Annotated in this window: 22 protein-coding genes and 2 tRNA genes; 17 read left to right on the forward strand and 7 right to left on the reverse strand. The window is 32.1% G+C overall.

Features of this window, described 5'->3' with window-relative positions:
* Positions 1-28 precede the first annotated feature (28 nt).
* The 12 genes from OLM52_RS06605 (at position 29) to OLM52_RS06660 (ending at position 12,211) form a co-directional block, all read left to right on the forward strand.
* On the forward strand, positions 29-484 hold the full coding sequence (locus tag OLM52_RS06605; protein WP_264550343.1) for a YciI family protein: 456 nt from the start codon (positions 29-31) through the stop codon (positions 482-484).
* Between the two features lie 82 nt (positions 485-566).
* Complete coding sequence (locus OLM52_RS06610) at positions 567-1,118, forward strand: plasmid pRiA4b ORF-3 family protein (RefSeq protein WP_264550344.1); 552 nt, start codon at positions 567-569, stop codon at positions 1,116-1,118.
* Positions 1,119-1,221: 103 nt separating this feature from the next.
* Positions 1,222-2,280: a nucleoid-associated protein gene (locus OLM52_RS06615; protein WP_264550345.1), complete on the forward strand. Its 1,059-nt coding sequence runs from the start codon at positions 1,222-1,224 to the stop codon at positions 2,278-2,280.
* Positions 2,281-2,421: 141 nt separating this feature from the next.
* Positions 2,422-3,081, forward strand: a complete 660-nt coding sequence (locus OLM52_RS06620) for a TetR family transcriptional regulator C-terminal domain-containing protein (RefSeq protein ID WP_264550346.1) — start codon at positions 2,422-2,424, stop codon at positions 3,079-3,081.
* 98 nt (positions 3,082-3,179) lie between these two features.
* On the forward strand, positions 3,180-4,490 hold the full coding sequence (locus OLM52_RS06625; RefSeq protein WP_264550347.1) for an ABC1 kinase family protein: 1,311 nt from the start codon (positions 3,180-3,182) through the stop codon (positions 4,488-4,490).
* A 130-nt stretch (positions 4,491-4,620) separates the two neighbouring features.
* On the forward strand, positions 4,621-5,517 hold the full coding sequence (locus OLM52_RS06630; RefSeq protein WP_264550348.1) for an ABC transporter ATP-binding protein: 897 nt from the start codon (positions 4,621-4,623) through the stop codon (positions 5,515-5,517).
* A 7-nt stretch (positions 5,518-5,524) separates the two neighbouring features.
* A complete protein-coding gene (locus tag OLM52_RS06635; protein WP_264550349.1) occupies positions 5,525-6,376 on the forward strand; it encodes an ABC transporter permease in 852 nt (283 codons plus the stop codon).
* A gap of 16 nt (positions 6,377-6,392) precedes the next feature.
* Positions 6,393-8,405, forward strand: coding sequence for a T9SS type B sorting domain-containing protein (locus tag OLM52_RS06640; protein WP_264550350.1), 2,013 nt, complete (start codon positions 6,393-6,395; stop codon positions 8,403-8,405).
* A 44-nt stretch (positions 8,406-8,449) separates the two neighbouring features.
* Positions 8,450-9,457, forward strand: a complete 1,008-nt coding sequence (locus tag OLM52_RS06645) for a DHH family phosphoesterase (RefSeq protein ID WP_264550351.1) — start codon at positions 8,450-8,452, stop codon at positions 9,455-9,457.
* Positions 9,458-9,465: 8 nt separating this feature from the next.
* Positions 9,466-10,023, forward strand: coding sequence for a gliding motility-associated peptidyl-prolyl isomerase GldI (gene gldI, locus OLM52_RS06650; protein WP_264550352.1), 558 nt, complete (start codon positions 9,466-9,468; stop codon positions 10,021-10,023).
* An 11-nt stretch (positions 10,024-10,034) separates the two neighbouring features.
* On the forward strand, positions 10,035-11,120 hold the full coding sequence (locus OLM52_RS06655; protein WP_264550353.1) for a peptidylprolyl isomerase: 1,086 nt from the start codon (positions 10,035-10,037) through the stop codon (positions 11,118-11,120).
* 5 nt (positions 11,121-11,125) lie between these two features.
* Entirely contained in the window at positions 11,126-12,211 is a 1,086-nt protein-coding gene (locus OLM52_RS06660; RefSeq protein WP_264550354.1) for a peptidylprolyl isomerase, read from the forward strand.
* A gap of 48 nt (positions 12,212-12,259) precedes the next feature.
* Here OLM52_RS06660 and OLM52_RS06665 read toward each other — a convergent pair whose 3' ends face one another.
* The 6 genes from OLM52_RS06665 to proS form a co-directional block, all read right to left on the reverse strand.
* Positions 12,260-12,691, reverse strand: coding sequence for a hypothetical protein (locus OLM52_RS06665; protein ID WP_262317873.1), 432 nt, complete (start codon positions 12,689-12,691; stop codon positions 12,260-12,262).
* Between the two features lie 47 nt (positions 12,692-12,738).
* On the reverse strand, positions 12,739-14,535 hold the full coding sequence (gene typA / locus OLM52_RS06670; protein ID WP_264550355.1) for a translational GTPase TypA: 1,797 nt from the start codon (positions 14,533-14,535) through the stop codon (positions 12,739-12,741).
* Positions 14,536-14,680: 145 nt separating this feature from the next.
* Positions 14,681-14,932: a 30S ribosomal protein S20 gene (rpsT, locus tag OLM52_RS06675; protein ID WP_008254132.1), complete on the reverse strand. Its 252-nt coding sequence runs from the start codon at positions 14,930-14,932 to the stop codon at positions 14,681-14,683.
* 156 nt (positions 14,933-15,088) lie between these two features.
* A tRNA-Glu gene (locus OLM52_RS06680) sits at positions 15,089-15,160 on the reverse strand.
* Between the two features lie 30 nt (positions 15,161-15,190).
* Positions 15,191-15,262: transfer RNA gene (locus OLM52_RS06685), tRNA-Glu, on the reverse strand.
* 84 nt (positions 15,263-15,346) lie between these two features.
* Positions 15,347-16,825 (reverse strand): proline--tRNA ligase, encoded by a 1,479-nt coding sequence (proS, locus tag OLM52_RS06690; RefSeq protein ID WP_264550356.1) that lies wholly within the window; start codon positions 16,823-16,825, stop codon positions 15,347-15,349.
* A gap of 99 nt (positions 16,826-16,924) precedes the next feature.
* Here proS and OLM52_RS06695 point away from each other — a divergent pair, with 99 nt between their 5' ends.
* The 4 genes from OLM52_RS06695 to OLM52_RS06710 all read left to right on the forward strand — a co-directional run bounded on the left by OLM52_RS06695 (position 16,925) and on the right by OLM52_RS06710 (position 21,446).
* Positions 16,925-17,941, forward strand: coding sequence for a hypothetical protein (locus OLM52_RS06695; RefSeq protein WP_264550357.1), 1,017 nt, complete (start codon positions 16,925-16,927; stop codon positions 17,939-17,941).
* 43 nt (positions 17,942-17,984) lie between these two features.
* The gene (locus tag OLM52_RS06700) at positions 17,985-19,532 is read left to right on the forward strand and encodes an OmpP1/FadL family transporter (protein ID WP_264550358.1); all 1,548 of its coding nucleotides are present in this window, start codon (positions 17,985-17,987) and stop codon (positions 19,530-19,532) included.
* Positions 19,533-19,764: 232 nt separating this feature from the next.
* Complete coding sequence (rimO, locus tag OLM52_RS06705; protein ID WP_264550359.1) at positions 19,765-21,066, forward strand: 30S ribosomal protein S12 methylthiotransferase RimO; 1,302 nt, start codon at positions 19,765-19,767, stop codon at positions 21,064-21,066.
* A gap of 143 nt (positions 21,067-21,209) precedes the next feature.
* Complete coding sequence (locus OLM52_RS06710) at positions 21,210-21,446, forward strand: YdcH family protein (protein WP_264550360.1); 237 nt, start codon at positions 21,210-21,212, stop codon at positions 21,444-21,446.
* Between the two features lie 54 nt (positions 21,447-21,500).
* Here OLM52_RS06710 and OLM52_RS06715 read toward each other — a convergent pair whose 3' ends face one another.
* Positions 21,501-22,919 (reverse strand): MBL fold metallo-hydrolase, encoded by a 1,419-nt coding sequence (locus OLM52_RS06715; RefSeq protein ID WP_264550361.1) that lies wholly within the window; start codon positions 22,917-22,919, stop codon positions 21,501-21,503.
* A 119-nt stretch (positions 22,920-23,038) separates the two neighbouring features.
* Here OLM52_RS06715 and OLM52_RS06720 point away from each other — a divergent pair, with 119 nt between their 5' ends.
* Positions 23,039-23,422, forward strand: a complete 384-nt coding sequence (locus OLM52_RS06720) for an RDD family protein (protein ID WP_264550362.1) — start codon at positions 23,039-23,041, stop codon at positions 23,420-23,422.
* Positions 23,423-23,428: the final 6 nt, after the last annotated feature.

The following is a 23,428-nucleotide window of genomic DNA, read 5'->3' on the forward strand; positions in this document are numbered from 1 at the left end:
ACTTTTACAAAAATAATTACGACTTAAAATGAAAAAAATATTTTTGTTTACCAGCCTTATTTTATCTTTTACATTTGTTTTTTCTCAAGAAAATAAAGACTATGATGCTACACTTGCAAAAAAAATTGGAGCCGATGAGTATGGCATGAAAACATATGTTTTTTGTATGCTTAAAACGGGCTCAAATACTACAGCAACGGCAGAAGAAAAACAAAAATATTTTGAAGGCCATATGGCTAACATTAATAAACTAGCTGACGAAAATAAATTAGTTGTTGCAGGCCCTTTTATGAAAAACGACAAAAATTATAGAGGTATTTTCATCTTTAATTGCTCAACAATCGAAGAAGCAAAAACTTTGGTTGATTCTGATCCAGCAGTAGCGGCTAAAATATTTGAAGCAGAACTTACATTATGGTATAGCAGTGCTGCTTTAATGTTGGTCAGTGAAAATCATAATAAGATTGCTAAAACTAAAATTTAAAATCTTATCAACAATTCGCAAATCCTAAAACTAAAATCGTAATTTATACTTACTTTTGCGGTTCTTAAAATTTCAAAAAACTATGATTTATAAATTCAGAGCTATTCTCGATGCTGAAGAAGATATTTTTAGAGATATTGCCATCGAAAGCGACAATACATTAGAAGATTTACACAATGCTTTAATCAATGCGTTTGGTTTTGATGGTACAGAAGTAGGTGCTTTTTATACGTGTGCAAATGATTGGGCTTGGCATGAAGAAGATGGTATTCCGTTATTTGACACAGGTGATATTCCTGGCGAAATTAAAACCATGGCCGAATATAAGTTAGACGAATTAGTACACGAACAAAACACTAAATTAGTATATGTGTATGATTTGTTTTCTATGTGGACATTTTTCTTAGAATTAGCAGCTATCGAAGAAGACAAACAAATTGGTGAAATTTATCCAGCTTTACTATTTTCACATGGTGAACTTCCAGCAGAAGCGCTTCAAAGCGGATTAAGAGGTGATTTGTCTGAAGAAGATATGTTTGGTGAGTTTGAAGATGATTTAGACGATGAGGACTACGACATGTTTGACGGAGACGACAGTTTTGAAGACATGGGATTTGAAGAAAATTGGAATTAAATAATTAGCCAATGTGCTAATATGGCAATGTGCCAATTATAAAAACTTAATACTAACATTGTTAATTGGCTTATAGACCAATTGACGAATTGACACATTAATAATGATAAACTTATTTAACGCACATATTGAAAACCTATCTATTCATAGAGTAGGAAACAAAAGTAGAAACGAAGCCATTTTTTTATCCGATAATCCATACGGGTTAAATGACGAAATTATGCCTTTGCTAAAAGAATATTTCTTTAAACCTTTCAGAGAAAAAGAAGAAAATTATTTTCAATTTGCGCATGAAGTAGACTTAGAATACAACGACATGTTCAATTTTGCAACCGAAGTTTTTAATAACCCAAGCGAAATTCACAACGTTTCAAAAAAAATCACGAAACACCTTTTTGAGCAATCTAATCATCCGCATATTAAAAATGGAGAAGTGTATGTAGCCTATTTTACGCACGTTTCTATTGATAATAATGTAGTTGATGCGATTGGTGTTTTCAAAAGCGAAGTACAAACCGATTTCTTACAATTTGAAGAAAAAGAAAGTAACTTAGAAATGATTTTACAACAAGGAATCAACTTGAATAAGTTAGACAAAGGTTGTATCATTTTCAACTATAAAAAAGAAGAAGGCTACAAAATTTTAACTGTAGATAGCAATCGTTATGATGCACGTTATTGGTTAGAGCATTTCTTATCAGTTGATGCTTTTCAAGATGAAAACTTCATGACTAAGAAATACTTGAAATTCTGTCAAGAGTTCGCTAAAGAAGTAGTTTTACCAGCCGAAGACAAACAACAAGAAGTATTGTTTATGAACCGTGCCATCAATCACTTTGCTAAAAATGATGAGTTTGAAGAAACGGCGTTCTTGAATGAAGTAATGCAAAATCCAGAGTTCATTCCAGAATTCAAAAATTATAAAGTAGATAAAGGAGCAAAATACAGCATCGAAGACGTTTCTAGTTTCCCAATTGCAAATGCAGCCGTGACTGATGTGCGTCGTACGTTAAAAAACACGATTCAATTAGACACGAATATCCAAATCAAATTGGATTTTATCAACCCAGAAAGCGCGGAGAAATTCGTTGAAAAAGGTTGGGACGAAGAAAAGCAAATGTATTATTACTTGGTTTACTTTAATAAAGAGCAGAAATCTTAAGGTATTTACATCCAAAATATTAAAACCTCAATTACAACCTTGTACTTGAGGTTTTTTTTGAAAGAACTTTAACAAAATATTTGTTTAACTTTTTTGATTATAAATTAAACATTCTTTATCTTTGATGAAATTTTAAAAGTCATGGCAAAGAAGAAAGAGATTACTAATCAAGATATTTTAGGTTTCTATATTGATTATTTTTTAGAAAATAACAAAGCGCCACATTCGGTATATAAATTTGCGAAGCATTACAACTTTGAAGAAGCTGTATTTTATGCCAATTTTTCATCTTTTGAACAAATTGAAAAAACCTTTTTCACTTCATTATTTCAGCAAACAATAGTATTACTTGAAAAAAGTGAAGATTTTGAATCGTATGATGCTAGAACTAAATTATTAAGTTTTTACTTCACCTATTTCGAAATGTTAACCGCCAACAGAAGTTTTACGGTTGCCCTTTTAAAAGAAGATAAAAACAAATTGAAAAGTCTTTCTAAATTGACAGAATTGAGAAAACACTTCAAACAATTCTTTGATACCCTAGAAATTGAAAAAATCGATTTAAAACAAGATAAGTTAGTTGAAATTCAAGAAAAAACCATGAGTGAAATGGCTTGGTTCCAATTTTTATTCACGTTGAAATTTTGGATAGATGACACTTCGCTTTCTTTTGAAAAAACAGATATTTTCATTGAAAAATCGGTCAATACCAGTTTTGATTTAATGGATATTGCACCTTTAAAAAGTTTAATTGACTTCGGAAAATTTATGTGGCAAGAAAAAGCTTCATTTAAAATGTAATTAACATGAAATCGCTATAAACAAATATTTGTGGAAGCAAAATCCTTTAACAAAAAAGCGATACCATTTTTTACCGCTAAAAAATAAAGTCAAAAAAAATGAAAACTATAGATAGTATTCCTACATCAAAAATTCAGAGAGCATCCAAACTGATTCAAACTGGAGCAAAAGTTGGTGTAAATTACATTAAATATTATGGTGATAAAATCACTAAAACCGAAGCTGAAGCCAAAGAAAATCTAAACATTAACAATGCTTCTGACATTTACGACGGTTTGAAACAAATGAAAGGAAGCGCTTTGAAAGTAGCTCAAATGCTAAGCATGGACAAAAGTATTTTGCCTCGTGCTTATGTTGAAAAATTTTCATTAGCACAATTTTCGGTTCCGCCATTGTCGCCACCTTTGGTAAATAAAACTTTTAAAAACTATTTTGGCAAACAGCCAAACGAAATATTTGACACTTTTAATGCCACTTCAATAAATGCTGCAAGCATTGGTCAAGTGCACCAAGCGAGCAAGGATGGGAAAAATCTTGCTGTGAAAATTCAATTTCCTGGAGTGGCAGAAAGTATTAGTTCTGATTTGGCTATGGTAAAACCAATTGCGATTAAAATGTTCAATATCAAAGGAAAAGATTCGGATAAATATTTCAAAGAAGTTGAAGATAAATTGATTGAAGAAACCAATTATATCAACGAGGTAAAGCAAAGTATTGAAATGGCTGAAGCTTGTCAAAATATTCCAAATTTGATTTTTCCTAAATATTATCCTGAATGGTCATCGGAAAAAATCATTACTATGGATTGGATGACAGGCGAACATTTATCTGAATTCACTGCTCATAATACTGATACTGAAAAGTCGAATATTTTGGGTCAGACACTTTGGGATTTTTATATGTTTCAAATGCATAATTTACGAAAAGTGCATGCCGATCCGCATCCTGGAAATTTCTTAATTACAAAAAACACCCAACTAATTGCTTTAGATTTTGGTTGTATAAAAGAAGTTCCGAATGATTTTTATATACCATATTTTGAATTAGCGAAGAAAGAAAATCTAGCAAATCCGGAGTTCTTTAAATCAAAATTATACGAATTAGAAATATTAAGAACAGACGATTCTAAAGAAGAAACCGAGTTTTTTACTGCGATGTTTCATGAATTATTAAGCTTATTTGCAAGACCATTTCATGTGGAAGAATTTGATTTTTCTGATGATGAATTCTTTGGTCAAATTGCCGATTTAGGTGAACGCTATTCAAAAAGCACCGAATTAAGAAATATGAATGGAAATCGGGGTTCCAAACACTTTATTTACATCAATAGAACTTTCTTTGGTTTATACAATTTAATGCATGATTTAAAAGCTAAAAATGTAAAAATCAACAACTTTATAAAATATTAACTTTTTGTCCCAAATGCATAAAAATCCTTAATCATTCAACAAGATTAAGGATTTTTTTTTGCAGATTAATATCATTTCGTAACAATTTTCCTATTCGTTCGTCTTATCTTAAATCAAAAAACGAACAAATTTGGAAACCATTTTAAAAATCACCCATCTTAATAAGATTTTCAACAAACATTTGCACGCTGTTAAAAACGTGTCTTTTGAAATCAAAAAAGGAAATGTTTATGGCATTCTTGGACCAAACGGCTCAGGAAAATCAACCACTTTAGGCATAGTATTAAATGTTGTCAATAAAACCTCAGGCGATTTTGAATGGTTTGGAGGAAAAGTTGCGACACATGATGCTTTAAAAAAAGTAGGAGCAATTATTGAACGACCAAACTTTTATCCCTACATGTCTGCCAAAGAAAATTTGGAATTGGTATGCAAAATCAAAGGAACTTCTTTTGCAAAGGTTGAAGAAAAATTAGAATTAGTTGGGCTTTTAGACCGTAAAAACGACAAATTCAAAACCTTTTCATTGGGAATGAAACAGCGTTTAGCCATTGCTTCTGCCCTATTGAATGATCCCGAAATTTTAATTTTAGACGAACCTACAAATGGTTTAGATCCGCAAGGAATTCGTCAAATTAGAGATATTATCAGAATTATCGCTTCACAAGGAACTACTATTTTACTGGCATCGCATTTATTAGATGAAGTTGAAAAAGTGTGTAGTCATGTGGTAGTTTTACAAAAAGGTGTAATGCTGTATCAAGGTTCGGTACACAACATGATTGAGAATAATAGCTTTTTCGAGTTACAATCAGACGATAATGAACAGTTAAAATTGGCACTTCAAAATCATGCTTCCGTAGAAAAAATAGTTGAAGAAGAAGGCAAAATTTTGGTTTATTTGAAACAAGAAATTTCAGCGAAAGAACTAAATGCGTATTTGTTTGAACAAAAAATTGTTTTAGAACATCTTGTAAAAAGAAAAAACAGTTTAGAAGAACAATTTTTAGAATTAACCAAAAACTAACCCAATCATGAAAAGATTATTATCGATAGAATTTCAAAAAATTTGGAAAAACAAAGCTAGCAAAGTATTATTAATCACCTATTTCGTTTTACTAAGTTTTATCGCATTAATTGCCTCTATAAAATTTAGCATAGGAACTTTTGAAATTAGAATTGCTGACCAAGGTATTTTTAACTTTCCATACATTTGGCATTTTAACACTTATGTGGCCGCATTATTCAAAATATTTTTAGCGATTGTAATTGTTTCCATGATGGCAAATGAATATACCTATGGCACATTAAAGCAAAATCTCATCGACGGTTTAAGTAAGAAAGAATTCATATTGTCAAAATTTTTAGTTGTTGGTGGATTTGCCATTGCTTCAACTATTTATGTTTTTATAATGTCATTAATTTTAGGCTATTCCTTTTCTTCCTACAATGAATTTTCAATTGTTTTTTCAGATTTAGAATACTTATTTGCATTTTTTATAAAACTAGTTGCGTTCTTTTCGTTTTGTTTATTTTTAGGAATTTTAGTTAAAAGAAGTGCTTTTGCTTTAGGTTTTTTATTCATCTGGTTCATCGCTGAAAACATCTTTTATTGGATTGTTAAATTTGTTATTCTTCGTGGAGACGACAAAACCAAAAACTTTGGGGATACAATTATTCAATATTTTCCAATTGAATCGATGAGTAACTTGATTAAAGAACCTGTAACACGACTAAGCGCAATTAAAACGATTGAAAAAACGATTGGTGGCGCTCAAGTTGCTAAAGATTATGGAATTCATTTTTCACAACTATCTATCGTTTTAGTTTGGACAATAATTTTCATTTTTGCATCCTATTATATCTTAAAAAAGAGAGATTTGTAGTATCTTTGCCGATGCTATGAATAGAATAAAAAACCCCCTTAAAATTGTGCTTTTCGGATTGTTTTTTCAATTCGGAAATGCGCAATATATTTCAGTTGATGAAGGTTATACTGCACAAGATTTAGTTGAAGATGTATTAATAAATAGTCCATGCGCTAATGTTTTTAATATTAGTGTTTCAGGTGGTAATTTTGCTTCTGGAGAAAAAAGTTATGGCTTTTTTGAGGCTTCTGGTACTGGATTTCCTTTTGAAAATGGAATTATACTTTCAACTGGAAAAATCAATAATGCTCCTGGACCAAACTCCTATCTTTCTGATGATGGCGGAAGCATGGGTTGGGATGGTGATATCGATTTAAATCAAGCTTTAGGGCTAAGTAATTCATTCAATGCTACTATTTTAGAATTTGATTTTATTCCACTTGGCAACAACATTAGTTTTGATTATATTTTTTCTTCTGAACAATATTTAACCAATCCTACATCAAATCAATGTAATTTTACAGACGGATTCGTTTTCTTATTAAAAGAAGCAAGCGCTACTACGTATGACAATTTAGCCGTTATACCAGGAACATCAACCCCTGTAAAAGTGAACACTGTTAGAGGACCAGGTACGATTTGTCCACCAGCAAATGCAGCTTATTTTGATGCATTTAATGATACAAATCACCCTACGAATTATAATGGTCAAACAGTCGTTTTAACAGCTCAGGCGAATGTAATTCCGGGCACAACTTATCATATTAAATTAGTCATTGCCGATGAAGGAAATCATAGATATGATTCTGCTATTTTTTTAGGTGGAGGAAGTTTTAATTTCGGAATTAATATTGGTGATGATCGATTAATCGCTACAGGAAATCCACTTTGCCCAAGTGAAACATTAGTTGTTGATGCTACTCAAACCGGTGCAACAGGGTATCAATGGTTTCTAAACAATATCGCTTTGGTGGGTGAAACAAATGCAACTTACATTGTAAGTTCTGAGGGCGAATATTCGGTTGAGATTAATTATGGTGGATCGTGCCAAACCACTGGAAAAATTAAAATTGAATATGCAACTGACTTAATCATAAACGAAAACACCTTTACTTTGTGTGATGCAGATGACAATCAAGATGGAATTACTAATTTTGATTTAGCTGCGATTACAACTGATTTATTTACCAATTTACCTTCGGGTTATACTATTTCATTTTTTGAAACTCCATCTAGTACTACAGCTTTACCTACAATTTATACTAATACAACTGCCTATAATCAATCTATTTTCGCAAGAATAATGAATATTCAAGGTTGTTATTCAGATTATCCAGTACAGCTGATTGTAAATACTTTTTCAAATTTAATTTTTGATGAAGAAATAGGTCTTTGTGAAAATAATCCCGTTATTTTAAATGCTGGTGCTGGATTTTCGAGCTATACTTGGAATACAAATCCAGTAGAGACAACACAGTCTATTACGGTTGACACAGCCGGAACCTATATTGTTACACTCACAAACGCAAACAATTGCTCAAAAACCAAAACGTTTACTGTTACAGCATCTGGAATTGCGACTATTAACGACATTATAATTAATGATTTTTCAGATAATAATACAATAACTGTTGATTATTCTGGATTAGGTGTTTATGAATTTTCGTTAGATGGTACAAATTACCAAACTTCACCTATTTTTAGCAATTTGAATGAAGGAGAATATACTGTTTTTGTAAAAGACAAAAAAGGTTGCGGTACTGTTTCAAAATCTTTTTACATCTTAGATTACCCAAAATATTTCACCCCAAATGGCGACGGAACGAATGATTTTTGGTTCATAAAAAATTTAAATAAACGCAATTTACAAAATAGTACCATTGAAATTTTTGACAGATATGGTAAATTCATCATTCAACTTAATTCCAGAAATTTAGTTTGGGATGGAACTTTAAATGGTTATGCACTACCCAGCTCAGATTATTGGTTCACTATTCAATTGACTGACGGAAAAACAATAAAAGGGCATTTTACATTAAAACGTTAGGCATAATTATTGCACAATAGCTTACAAAATAATATATTCGCACTATGATGCAAGTACACGAAATTGAAGCTATAAAAATTCTTTTAGCTGCTCCAAAAAAAATTACCATTATTCCACATAGAAACCCTGATGGCGATGCTATGGGGTCAACTTTAGGATTATATCACATCTTAAAACAATTACAGCATGATGTTGTTGTGATTGCACCTAACGAATTTCCAGATTTTTTAGCTTGGTTACCTGAAAGCGAAAAAGTATTGATTTTTGAACGTAGTTTTGATAAGTGTAAAGCTATTTTAGAAAAATCAGATGTAATTTTTACGTTAGATTTTAATGCCTTACATAGAACAGGTGACCAAATGGAAAACCTGCTAAAAAAACTAACCGCTACAAGTATTATGATTGATCACCATCAAGCACCAGATGGTTATGCAACCTATACTTTTTCTGATACTGCGTATGGATCAACTTGTCAAATGGTGTATGATTTTATTTATCAATTAGGCTACGAAAATATATTAAATAAAACAGTTGCAACTTGTTTATACACAGGAATTGTAACCGATTCTGGAAGTTTTCGTTTTCCAAAAACTACAGGTGCAACACACAAATGTGTAGCCGATTTAATCGATAGAGGAATCAACAACAGTGAAATTCATAATTTACTTTTTGATAACTCAAGTTATAATCGTTTGTTGTTACTTGGAAAAGCACTTCAAAATTTAAAAATTTTAGACCAATATAAAACTTCATATATTACCTTAAGTCAAGATGAATTGAATGCATTTGGTCATCAAAAAGGAGATACTGAAGGCATTGTAAATTATGGCTTAAGCATAAAAGGCATTGATTTTACAGCAATTTTTATCGAACATAAAGAAGAAGGAATAATCAAAATATCGTTTCGTTCACAAGGTGATTTTGATGTGAATCAATTTGCTAGAAATCATTTTAATGGCGGAGGACACATTAATGCTGCTGGCGGAAAATCTTTTTTATCGCTTGACGAAACGGTACAACAATTTATTGCTATTTTAGCAACAGAAAAATAATAATTTCTATGAAAAAATTTACCTACATACTCATTGCTTCCATTGTTCTTACTAGTTGTTCGCAACAGCAAGAGCAAGCTCGCAAGCCGATTTCACACTCATCTGGAACATTCATTAAAGAATCCATTGAGCGAAATAAAATATTGGTAGCAAGCGAAGAAAAAATAATTGATTCGTTAATAAAAAATGACACTTTAAAACAGTACATCGCATCAAATAAAGGATACTGGTACAAGTACGAAACTAAAGTAGATGAAGCAACGGCTTTTCCTAAAAGAGGAGATATTACTTATTTTGATTACGAAATTAAAGATTTAAAAAGTCGTGTAATTTATACCAAATCAGAAACTAAACCTCAAATTTATTATGTAGATAAAGAAAACATTATGATGGGTTTACGTGATGGTATTAAACTAATGAAGAAAGGTGAAACTGTTACTTTTTTATTCCCTTCACATATGGCGTATGGCTATCATGGCGATGATAAAAAAATTGGCACAAATGAACCTTTGATTTGTACTGTAACTTTAAATGACATAAAATTAGATACTCAAGCAAAAAATTAATGATGAAAAAAATGAAACCTATTGCAATTTTATTTATAAGTTTAATTACACTTTTCTCCTCTTGTTCAAAATCATACGACCAACTTAAGGAAGGGGTTTATGCCGACATTGAAACATCAAAAGGAAACATGATTGTTAAGCTAGAGTACAAAAAAGTACCAAATACTGTTGCCAATTTCATAACACTATCGGAAGGAAAAAACCCTTTTGTAAGTGAAGAATTTAAGAACAAACCTTTTTATGATGGTCTAAAATTTCACAGAGTTATTACAGACTTTATGATTCAAGGAGGTGATCCTAATGGTGATGGTTCTGGAGGTCCAGGCTATAAATTTAAAGATGAATTTCATCCTGATTTAAAGCATTCAAAAGCAGGAATTCTTTCTATGGCAAATGCAGGCCCTGGTACGAATGGAAGTCAATTCTTTATCACACATAAAGAAACACCTTGGTTAGACAATATGCATAGTGTTTTCGGCGAAGTTATTGAAGGATTAGAGATCATCAATACCATTGAATCTGATGACGTTATTGAAAAGGTAACAATTGTTAGAATTGGAAGTGAAGCCAAAAAATTTGATGCCATTAAAATCTTTAAAAACTATTATTCAAAGGTAGCTAAAGAACAAAAAGAAGCGGAAGAAAAAGCAAAAGTATTAGCTGAAAGCAAAACAAAAGAAATCAATGATTTAAAAGTAAACGGTACCAAATCTAAATCAGGTTTAATTTATGAAATTATCACACCTGGTGACGGTAAAAAACCTACAGCAGGAAGCAAAATTTACATCAATTATGCAGGGTTTTTAGAAAATGGCTTGCAATTTGACACTACTATTGAAGAAAGCGCAAAACAATTTGGAACCTATAATCCAAATAAAGCAGCTCAAAATGGTTATGCTCCTTATCCAGCAGCCATAGGAAATTTGCAGTTTATTCCCGGATTTGTTGAAGGAATTAATTTATTAAACTTTGGAGGAAAAGCAAAACTGTATATTCCTTCAAACTTAGCCTATGGACCACAAGGAGCTGGAGGAATAATTCCACCAAACGCAAACATTTATTTTGAAATTGAACTATTAGAAAATCCAACTAAATAATAACAATGAAAAACATAATTAAATCGTTAGCAATTGCACTAAGTTTTATTACCTTAGGATTTGCACAAGACAAAAAGCAAGATGGAATTTTTGCTGAAATCAACACTACAAAAGGGAAAATTGTAATTGAATTGGAATACAAAAAAACGCCTATTACTGTAGCAAATTTTATTTCACTTGCTGAAGGTAAAAATACGCAAGTAACTGAAGCTTTAAAAGGAAAACCCTACTATGATGGATTAAAGTTTCATAGAGTAATTGCTGATTTTATGATACAAGGTGGATGTCCAAAAGGTGATGGATCTGGTGATCCTGGATACAAATTTGTAGATGAATTTACAGATTTAACACACAGCGGATCAGGAATTTTATCAATGGCAAATGCTGGAACTGGTACTAATGGAAGTCAATTTTTCATTACACATAAAGAAACACCATGGTTAGATGGCAAACACACTGTTTTTGGACATGTAGTTTCTGGACAAGAAATCGTAGATAAAATTGCACAAAATGATGTAATTAATTCAATTGTAATTATTAGAAACGGAAAAGAAGCTAAAAAATTCAAAGCAGAAAAAATATTTAAAGCCTACTTTGAAAAAAAAGAAGAAAACGATAGAATTCAAAATGCTAAAAATGAGGCAATAAAAAAATCATTAGCCGAAATTGCAGCAGAAAAACAAAAAAAACAAGCTGAATTAGAAGCTCAAAAACTAAAAGAAGCGAAAGACAAAGCAATAAAAGAATTTGCTAATGCAACAACAACTCCAAGCGGCTTAAAATACATTGTATTGCAAGAAGGAACAGGAAATAAACCCGTTGCAACAAGTAATGTAAAAGTGCATTACACTGGTATGTTTTTAGACGGAAAAATTTTTGACAGTAGTGTACAAAGAGGTGAGACTATCGATTTTGGCTTAAACCAAGTAATTAAAGGTTGGACAGAAGGTGTTCAATTAATGAAAGAAGGAGCAAAATACAAATTCTATATTCCATCCAATTTAGCTTATGGTGAAAGAGGTGCTGGCGGTGTTATTCCTCCAAATACTGATTTGATTTTCGAAGTTGAATTAATCAAGATAAATCAATAACAAAAAAGCCGCTAATTAAATTAGTGGCTTTTTTTATACTTAATTGTATTAGAATCTCCAGTCAAATTCGTCTTTATCACTAAAAACGGCACCTACTTCAATCTTCACAATTTCATTATAATCAACGTGAACAAACAACCAGTTTTCTTCGTTAAAATAACTCATCATTCCTTCAACTGTATCGGTTTCAAAAGATTTTACTTTATTCTTTTCTAAAACAGGAAAAACATCACTCCAGTTCTTTCCAATTAAAGTCGTGTTGAACAACTTCACAACTGGATTTGTTGTTGTCATATAACCTAATTTGAATGCTTCTTCTTTGTAAAAAATCAAACGAAGTTTTCTAGCATTATACATAAAAACAACGTTTTCTTCCTCGTCTTTGTATTGTGTATCGGGTTTACCCAAAATTTTTGTAACATCTTGCTCTTTCATTCCGAAAAGCAAATTGTCAATTCCGTATTTCAATTTAATTTCCATTATTCTTTATGCTAAAAAATCCCGATTTTCATCGGGATTCAAATTAATTATATTTTAAAACGTTTTCTATCGTTTTCTGTCAAATAAATTTTTCTTAAACGAATAGATTTTGGAGTAACCTCAACATATTCATCTTTTTGAATGTATTCTAATGCTTCTTCTAATGAGAAAATAATCGGTGGAATAATTCTTGCTTTTTCATCATTTCCAGATGAACGTACGTTTGACTGTTTTTTAGCCTTAGTTACGTTGATACACATATCATCACCACGAGAGTTTTCACCAATTACCTGACCTTCATAAATCTCAGCATTTGGCTCCACGAAGAATTTACCTCTATCTTGTAATTTATCAATAGAATAAGGAATAGCTTTTCCGTTTTCCATAGAAATTAAAGAACCATTGTTACGTCCTGGAATAGCTCCTTTGAAAGGCTCGTATCCAATATAACGGTGTGACATAATTGCTTCACCAGCAGTAGCTGTTAACAATTGATTTCTCAATCCGATAATTCCACGAGATGGAATATTGAATTTCACAATCATACGTTCTCCTTTAGCTTCCATAGAAAGCATTTCTCCTTTACGGATAGTTACGAATTCTACAGCTCTACCTGAAAGATTTTCTGGTAAATCGATTGTTAATTCTTCAATTGGTTCACATTTTTGACCATCAATTTCTTTGATGATTACCTGTGGTTGACCAATTTGTAATTCATAACCTTCTCTTCTCATCGTTTCAATAAGAACCGATAAGTGAAGAACGCCACGACCAAACACCATGAATTTATCAGCAGAATCAGTTTCACCTAACTTCATCGCTAAGTTTTTCTCTAATTCTTTGGTTAGACGATCTCTAATGTGACGCGATGTTACAAATTTACCTTCTTTACCAAAGAAAGGCGAATCGTTAATAGTAAACAACATACTCATCGTAGGCTCATCAATAGCGATAGTTTGTAACGCTTCAGGATTTTCAAAATCAGCAATAGTATCACCAATTTCAAATCCTTCAATTCCGATAATTGCACAAATATCACCAGCAATTACTTCGTCAACTTTTTTACGTCCAAGACCTTCAAAAGTATGTAATTCTTTAATTCTTGATTTGATTACTTTACCATCTCTTTTAACTAAAGATATTGGCATTCCTTCTTTTAAAACACCTCTTTCTAAACGACCAATCGCAATACGACCAGTGAAAGAAGAGAAATCTAAAGATGTAATTAACATTTGAGGTGTTCCTTCAGAAACTTTTGGAGCTGGAACGTGTGCCAAAACCATATCTAACAAAGGCTCGATGTTTTCTGTTTGATTTCTAAAATCATCAGACATCCAGTTATTTTTAGCCGAACCATAAACGGTTGGAAAATCTAACTGCGCTTCAGTAGCACCTAATTCAAACATTAAGTCGAAAACTTTTTCATGTACTTCTTCTGGAGTACAGTTTTCTTTATCTACTTTATTGATAACCACACAAGGTTTTAATCCTAAGTCAATTGCTTTTTGCAATACGAAACGCGTTTGAGGCATTGGGCCTTCAAAAGCATCTACTAATAAACAAACACCATCAGCCATATTAAGTACACGTTCAACCTCACCACCAAAATCGGCGTGACCAGGAGTGTCAATAATGTTGATTTTTGTTCCTTTATAAGTTACAGAAACATTTTTAGAAGTAATAGTAATACCTCTTTCACGCTCTAAATCATTATTATCTAAGATTAGGTCTCCCGTGTTTTCGTTTTCACGAAACAATTGACAGTGGTACATAATTTTATCAACCAAGGTAGTTTTACCGTGGTCAACGTGTGCAATAATTGCGATGTTTCTAATAGAAGTCATTTATTTTATTTTTGAAAGTGCAAAGGTAATCTTTATTTTTGTAAAAACACTATAGTAATCAACACTTTAGTTGAAAAATAATAATAGCATAACATAAAAAAAAGCCCTCATAATGAGAGCTTTAGTATTATTTACTAACAGTAGACTATAAAGAAGCTACATGTTTAGTTAATTTAGATTTTAAGTTAGAAGCTTTATTATCGTGAATGATATTTTTCTTAGCTAACTTATCAATCATAGAAATTACAGATGATAATTTTGCAGAAGCATCAGCTTTATCAGTAGCTAAACGAATAGCTTTGATTGCATTACGAGTAGTTTTGTGTTGGTATCTGTTTAATACTCTTCTTTTCTCGTTACTTCTAATTCTTTTTAAAGCAGATTTATGATTTGCCATTTTGTTCTTTTTTTAATTGTAATAATTGTTATAAACTACTAGTTAAAAAAGAAAAACCTCCCACAATTACATTTGCAATCACTTTGGTTTTAACTAATAAAACAACAACAGAGACACCAATTATTATTTTATAAAACTTATTTACAACTAATTCTGTAGCCCGTAGGGGAATCGAACCCCTCTTACCAGGATGAAAACCTGGCGTCCTAACCGATAGACGAACGGGCCATTAACCAATTCTTTTTTATTCTCAATATGTAGCCCGTAGGGGAATCGAACCCCTCTTACCAGGATGAAAACCTGGCGTCCTAACCGATAGACGAACGGGCCATTACATTAATTTTGTAATGCGAGTGCAAAAATACAACTAATTTTGATTTCTGCAAGACCTTGAATAAAAATTTTTATTTTTTTTTAATATGCCTTAGCAAAAAGCACCCTTCCTTTAGAGGGAGCACCTGTAAATATACAGCTTCCCGCTTCTTCTACTCTATCTAAAGCAATACATCTAATAGTTGCTTTTGTTAACTCTTTTATCTTTTCTTCTGTTTCAGCAGTGCCATCCCAATGTGCCGATAAAAAGCCTCCTTTAGTGTCTAATAGCGCTTTAAATTCGTCGAAAGAATTCACCACTGTAATATGCGTATCTCTGTAATCCAATGCTTTAGCAAACATATCATTTTGAATGGTTTCCAATAAATTTTGAATATAAGATGCTACACCTTCTTTTGAAACTACTTCTTTTGACAAATTATCTCTACGAGCAATTTCATAAGTTCCATTTTCTAAATCGTTTGGTCCAAGAGCAATTCGAACAGGAACACCTTTTAATTCCCATTCAGCAAACTTAAATCCTGGTTTTTGTGTATCTCTATTATCGTACTTAACAGAAATTCCTAATTTTCGAAGTTCAGCAGTTAAGCTATTTACTTGTTCTGAAATTGCATCAAATTGTTCATCTGTTTTATATATAGGAACAATTACCACTTGAATTGGCGCTAAATTTGGAGGTAAAACCAAACCTTTATCATCAGAATGCGTCATCACTAAAGCTCCCATTAAACGGGTTGAAACTCCCCAAGAAGTTCCCCAAACGTATTCCTGCTTTCCTTCTTTATTGGCAAATTTAACATCAAAAGCTTTTGCAAAATTTTGACCTAAAAAGTGTGAGGTTCCTGCTTGCAATGCTTTTCCATCTTGCATTAACGCTTCAATACAATAAGTTTCATCTGCTCCAGCAAAACGTTCTGTTTCAGTTTTCAACCCTTTTACAACCGGAATTGCCATGAAATTTTGTACAAAATCGGCATACACATGCATCATTTTTTCAGATTCTTCAATCGCTTCTTGACGCGTTGCGTGAGCGGTATGTCCTTCTTGCCATAAAAATTCGGCTGTTCTTAAAAATAAACGGGTTCTCATTTCCCAACGAACAACATTTGCCCATTGATTGATAAGTAAAGGTAAGTCTCTATAGGACTGAACCCAACCCTTATATGTTGACCAAATAATTGCCTCACTGGTAGGACGAACGATTAGTTCTTCTTCCAATTTAGCATTTGGATCAACCATTAATTTCCCGGGCTTATCGGGATCATTTTTTAGTCTATAATGTGTTACAATGGCACATTCTTTTGCAAAGCCTTCTGCATTTTTTTCTTCGGCTTCAAACATACTTTTCGGTACAAAAAGCGGAAAATAGGCATTGCTATGACCTGTTTCTTTGAACATTTTATCCAATTGGGCTTGCATTTTTTCCCAAATTGCATAACCATATGGCTTGATTACCATACATCCTCTTACTCCTGAATTCTCAGCTAAATCAGCCTTTACAACTAATTCATTATACCATTTGGAATAATCTTCTTCTCTTGTAGTTAAATTTTTGCTCATTTTGAATATATTGGCATAAAAATTGTTTAACTTAATCTTAAGTTATTTATTCCGCAAAAATAGTTAAATTTGGAGTGTCCAACAATAAAAAAAAGAGTTATGAAAACTTATTACCCAATTAATTCGAAAAATATTGCATTTTCCTTGATGGGATTAGTTGCAATTTTCGCTACTTCATGTGGTTCCTATCAAAACTCATCGTATTACAATAATGATGGTGTTTATGGTTCTTCTGACCAGTCAACAGAAACAGTTGAAAGCAATTATAGCGAACAAAGTACAGAAAAATCTAACGAATATGCTCAACAATTTAGAGCAATGCAAGAAGATTATGCTTATTTCACAGATGTTGATAACTATCAATCACAAGAACCTCAAGACACTACAGTTACTGTATACAACAACGAATACAACAATCAAAGTTATGCAGGTTGGGGTAATAATGCATCCGATATAACAATCAATTATTATGACAATAATTGGGGTTGGAACAATTGGTATTCTCCTTATTGGGGCTATTCTAACTTTGGCTGGGGAGCTGGCTGGGGTTGGAATTCTTGGTATGGTGCAAACTGGGGTTGGGGTTGGAACAACTGGTATTCGCCATGGGGATGGAATGGATATTATGGAAATGGATTTTATGGCCCTGGATGGGGAGGCTACTACAATAACGGTTGGGGATGGAATGGCTACAGAGGAAGAAACGTAGCACACAATGCTGGACCAAGAGGTGGAAATGGATATTATAATTCTGGTTCAGGAAGAAACTCTGCCAATTATACTAATAGTGGCAGAAGAACAAATCCAAACTTTAATGGTACTCCAAGAACTACAAATCCAAGAAGTACTTTTCAAAATCCAAGATCATCTCAAAATAACGTTCCTAGAACAACTACAACTCCTAGAACAACTACGCCTAGACAAAATAATACGGTAACTCCTAGAACAAATAATTATTCAACACCAAAAACCAACACTTCTACACCAAGAAATAATACCTCAACACCAAGAAGTAGCAATTATTCTACACCAAGAAGCTCTTCTTCAGGAGGATTTGGAGGTAGTTCTTCTGGAGGTGGACGTTCTTCTGGAGGTGGAAGAGGCGGAAGAGGTTAATGGTATTAATTAAAAATTAGTTTTAGTAAAATATAAAATTGCAATGAAAAAAATATTTTTATCACTTCTTTTAGGGAGTTCTATTGTTACATTAGCTCAAGAAACAACTATAAATGATGCGCTAAGGTATTCTGTAAACAATTTAACTGGTACTGCTCGCTTTAGAGGTATGAGTGGAGCATTTGGTGCAGTAGGTGGCGATTTATCTTCAATTAATGTAAACCCTGCTGGTTCGTTGTTTTTTAATAACAACTTTGCAAGTATAACAGCAAGTAGTTTTAATGTGCACAATCGTTCTGATTATTTTGGTACAAGAACAAAAGAAAATCACAGCACTTTAGATTTAAATCAAATTGGAGGGGTAATGGTTTTTGATGATCTTTCGGGTAAAGCAAATTGGTCTAAAATTGCTGTTGCACTAAATTACGAAAACTCAAGTGACTTTGATAATAGCTTATATGCTGCTGGTACAAACCCAAGTAACTCTATCGGAAATTATTTTATTGATAAAGCACAAGGATTACCTTTAGAATTTATGCAATTACAGCCGGGCGAAACCATAACTGATTTATATACTTATTTAGGAGAAACTTCTGGCTTAGGATTTCCTGCACAACAAGCGATGTTAGGTTACCAAGCATTCTTATTTGAAGCTTTTGATGATTCAGACCCAAACAACGTAGATTACTTTACTAATGTTCCTACAGGTGGAAATTATTTTCAAGACAATTATATGACAAGTAATGGCTTTAACGGAAAGTTAACCGCTAATATTGCAACTGCTTACAAAAACAAACTTTTCTTAGGTTTGAATTTAAATGCTCACTTTACGGATTATGTAAAAGTAACTTCTGTATATGAAGGCAATAACAATCCTTTGTATTCTACAGGGTTAACAGTAACCGATATTCAATTTGATAATGAATTATATACTTATGGTAGTGGTTTTTCATTAAACTTAGGAGCTATTTATAAATTTACAGAAAGTTTCAGAGCTGGTGTTGCTTATGAATCGCCAACTTGGTATCGATTAAATGACGAGTTAACTCAACGACTTATTGTAAACACAACTGATGGGACAAACAACTTTCAGGATATTGTAGCTCCAAACGTGATTAATATTTATGAAACATATAAAATTAAAACGCCAAGTAAAATTACAGTAAGTGGTGCTTATATTTTCAACAAAAGAGGTTTAATTAGTATTGATTATGCCATGAAAGACTACAGTAATACAAAATTTAAACCTACAGGTGATAGCTTTTACCGAGATTTAAACACGCAAATGAATAACCAATTTGACAATACTTATGAATTAAGAGTTGGTGGGGAATATAAAATTAAACAATGGAGTGTTCGTGGTGGATATCGTTTCGAAGAAAGTCCATACAAAGTGGATTATGCAATGGGTGATTTAACAGGTTATTCTGCAGGTTTAGGGTATAATTTTGGTGAAAGCAGATTAGATTTAGCCTATGCTAACGATCACAGAAATTACAATTTAGCTTTTGTTTCTTCTGGAATGAATGATACTGCAAGAATAAGAACTACCAATAACAATGTAACACTTACTTACTCTATCAATTTCTAAGAAATTAAAATAACATATCAAACCACTTCTTTAACCGAAGTGGTTTTTTTTATGCATAAACCATCGCACTTAAACGTGATGAAAACAATTTTCTTTTTGATTTCTTTTGATTTCAGATAATTTGACAAAGCAAAAAGATTTACAGTATGCCAGGTCAAAACTTTAAAAAATTCGCAATAGCTGGTGCTTCTACTGATTATTTTATGTAATTTTGCACCTCAAATTTAAAAGCATGAGAACCAAATCGTTAAAGAAAAATAAAATCAATGTAATTACGCTTGGATGTTCAAAAAACACTTACGATAGTGAGGTTTTAATGGGACAACTAAAAGCCAACGGAAAAGATGTAGCACATGAACAAGAAGGCAATATCGTGGTAATTAACACTTGTGGTTTTATTGACAATGCAAAAGAAGAATCGGTGAATACGATTTTGGAATATGTAGATAAAAAAGAACAAGGCTTAGTAGATAAAGTATTTGTTACTGGATGTTTATCAGAAAGATACAGACCTGATTTAGAGAAAGAAATCCCGGATGTAGACCAATATTTTGGAACCACAGAATTACCTCTTTTACTAAAAGCTTTAGGTGCTGATTATAAGCACGAATTACTTGGTGAACGTTTAACCACAACGCCAAAAAACTATGCTTACTTGAAAATTGCCGAAGGTTGTGATAGACCTTGTAGTTTTTGTGCAATTCCATTGATGCGTGGAAAACACGTTTCGCAACCTATTGAAAAATTGGTAAGAGAAGCAGAAGGTTTGGCTAAAAATGGTGTAAAAGAATTAATTTTAATTGCACAAGATTTAACCTACTACGGATTAGATTTATACAAAAAACGTAATCTTGCCGAATTGTTAGAAAACCTTGCAAAAGTGGAAGGCATTGAGTGGATTCGTTTGCATTATGCTTTTCCAAGTGGTTTCCCAATGGATGTTTTAGATTTGATGAAACGTGAACCAAAAATTTGTAATTATATTGATATTCCGTTGCAACACATTTCAGATGATATTTTAAAATCGATGAAACGTGGTACTACGAAAGAAAAAACAACGAAATTATTGCAAGAATTTAGAGAACGTGTTCCTGGAATGGCAATTAGAACTACTTTAATTGTTGGATATCCTGGCGAAACACAACAAGATTTTGAAATTCTACGTGATTGGGTGCAAGAAATGAAATTTGAACGTTTGGGTTGTTTTACCTATTCGCATGAAGAAAACACAGGTGCTTTTGCATTAGTTGACGATGTGCCACAAGAAGTAAAACAAGCACGTGCCGCTGAAATTATGGATTTACAATCGCAAATATCATGGGATTTGAATCAGGAAAAAATCGGACAAACATTCAAATGTGTTATTGACAGAAAAGAAGGTCAATATTTCATCGGAAGAACAGAATTTGATAGCCCAGATGTAGATAATGAAGTCTTGGTAGACGCTTCAAAATTTTATTTAAAAACAGGCGATTTCGTAAATTTAAAAGTAACAGACGCAACCGAATTTGATTTATACGCGGAGCCTGTTTAATCAGTGTTCAGTGTTCAGTGTTCAAAATTATATCAAAATCCTTGCAATTTTAATGTAAGGATTTTTTTTTGAAATGACATTTGTCATATCAAATTTGATTTTTTGATAGTAACTTTGAGTATACTAATAAAAAACCTAATATTATGATAACGAAACATCCAATTTATCAAGACTTTCCTGAATATGCAGACAAGATTAAAAACTTGTATCATCACAATGATGAATTTCAAGTTTTGTTACATTCGTATACTGAATTAGATACTAAAATCTACAAAATCGAAACCGATGAAGAATTAGCAATGGATGACGAATTAAGCCATTTGAGAAAAGATAGAGTTTTTTTGAAAGATGAAATTTATAATTTTTTAAAAGCCAATTAGCAACAACAACCTAAACCAACAAAAAGCCGCTCTTTAAAGCGGCTTTTCTTTTAATTATAACAATGTTGAAGGACAAACATATGCCGTTTTAGGTAACTTCGTAATTTTTGCAATTTCGATAAAACCTCCAGAAACATCTACAAAATTATCAAATCCACTATGTTTTAGAATGGAAGCTGCAATCATACTTCGATAACCTCCAGCACAATAAACTACAAATGGTTTTTCTTTTGGAAATACAGCAATATTTGCAAATAATTGGTTTAAAGGTATGTTTTCAGAATCCACAAGATGTTCGGCATCAAATTCGCTTTTTTTGCGTACATCAAACAAGGGTAAATCTTCCGTTTCAAGTATTTGTTCTAATTCTTCTGCTGTAATTCTTTTTAAAGAATGTATAGGTTTTTCAGCGTTTTTCCAACTGATAAATCCGCCTTCTAAATACCCAATTGTACCGTCATAACCTACTCGCGATAAGCGAATCATACATTCTTCTTCTCTACCAAAATCGGTAACTAAAAGGATTTTTTGATTTATATCGGAAATCATTTCTCCAACCCAACTTGCAAAACTTCCATCAATGCCAATGTTAATACTGTTTGGAATAAATGCCTTAGCAAAATCATTGGCATTTCTTGTATCTAAAATTAATGCTCGAGTTTGTTTGGCTACCATCTCAAACTGATCGGCTGTCAATGGATGCTTGGCTTTTTCTAACACAACATCTAACGATTGATAGCCTTTTAAATTCATGATGACATTTTTAGGAAAATAACCTGGTGGCGTTGTTAATCCAGTTAGTAATTCATCTACAAATTCATCTTCGGTCATATCTGGTCGTAACGCATAATTGGTACGCTTTTGATTTCCTAAAGTATCTGTAGTTTCCTTACTCATATTTTTACCGCAGGCACTTCCAGCACCATGGTTTGGATAAACAATCAAATCATCATTTAAAGGCATAATTTTTTCACGAAGCGAATGATACAAATGTCTCGCTAATTTATCTTGTGTTAATTCTGCAATAACGTGTTGTGCTAAATCTGGACGTCCTACATCGCCAATAAACAAAGTATCACCAGTGATAATTCCGTGTTCCTTACCGTTTTCGTCAATAAGTAAATAAGTCGTACTTTCCATCGTATGACCTGGTGTGTGAATTACTTTAATTTTGTAATTTCCTAACTCAAAAACTTGTCCATCGATAGCAACTGTAGCTTCATAATTTGGTTTTGCAGTAGGTCCAAAAACAATTTCTGCTCCAGTTTTTGCTTTTAAATCTAAATGACCACTAACAAAATCAGCATGAAAATGGGTTTCAAAAACATATTTTATTTTTGCATTGTCTTTTTTTGCTCTATCAATATAAGGTTGTACTTCTCTAAGCGGATCAAAAATAGCGGCTTCGCCATTATTTTCAACATAGTATGCTGCATGAGCAATGCATCCCGTATAAATTTGTTCTATTTTCATGACATAATTATTTTAAGGTACTAAATTAACACCAACGTTTAATTGGTCAAATGATAAATATCATATAAGAATAGTTGTAATTTTAAAAAAAATAATATCTTTATTTAAACTTTAAAAAAATGTACCCAAATCTTATTGATAGAACAAAAGCGCTACTAATAGACGGTGTTATACTTATCGTATTAATAATTATTACAAGTGATATTCTTACCCATTTTGTAAATATTCCAGATCATTTAAAAATTGGATTATTTATTGTATACTTTTTACTGTATGAACCTATACTATTATGTACCAAAGGAGCTACAATAGGACATCATTATGCAGGCATTAAAGTAAAAAAATACAGCAACACCGATGCAAATATTTCTTTTTTTTCGGGAATTATTAGATTTACGCTTAAAGGGCTTTTAGGATGGATTTCGTTTATTTCTTTTTTTGCTTCAAACAATAAAAGAGCCATTCATGATTTCGCATCAAGTTCTATTGTACTTTATAAATAATTAAAT

The sequence above is a fragment of the Flavobacterium sp. N2820 genome, from assembly GCF_025947285.1.
Taxonomy (GTDB): domain Bacteria; phylum Bacteroidota; class Bacteroidia; order Flavobacteriales; family Flavobacteriaceae; genus Flavobacterium.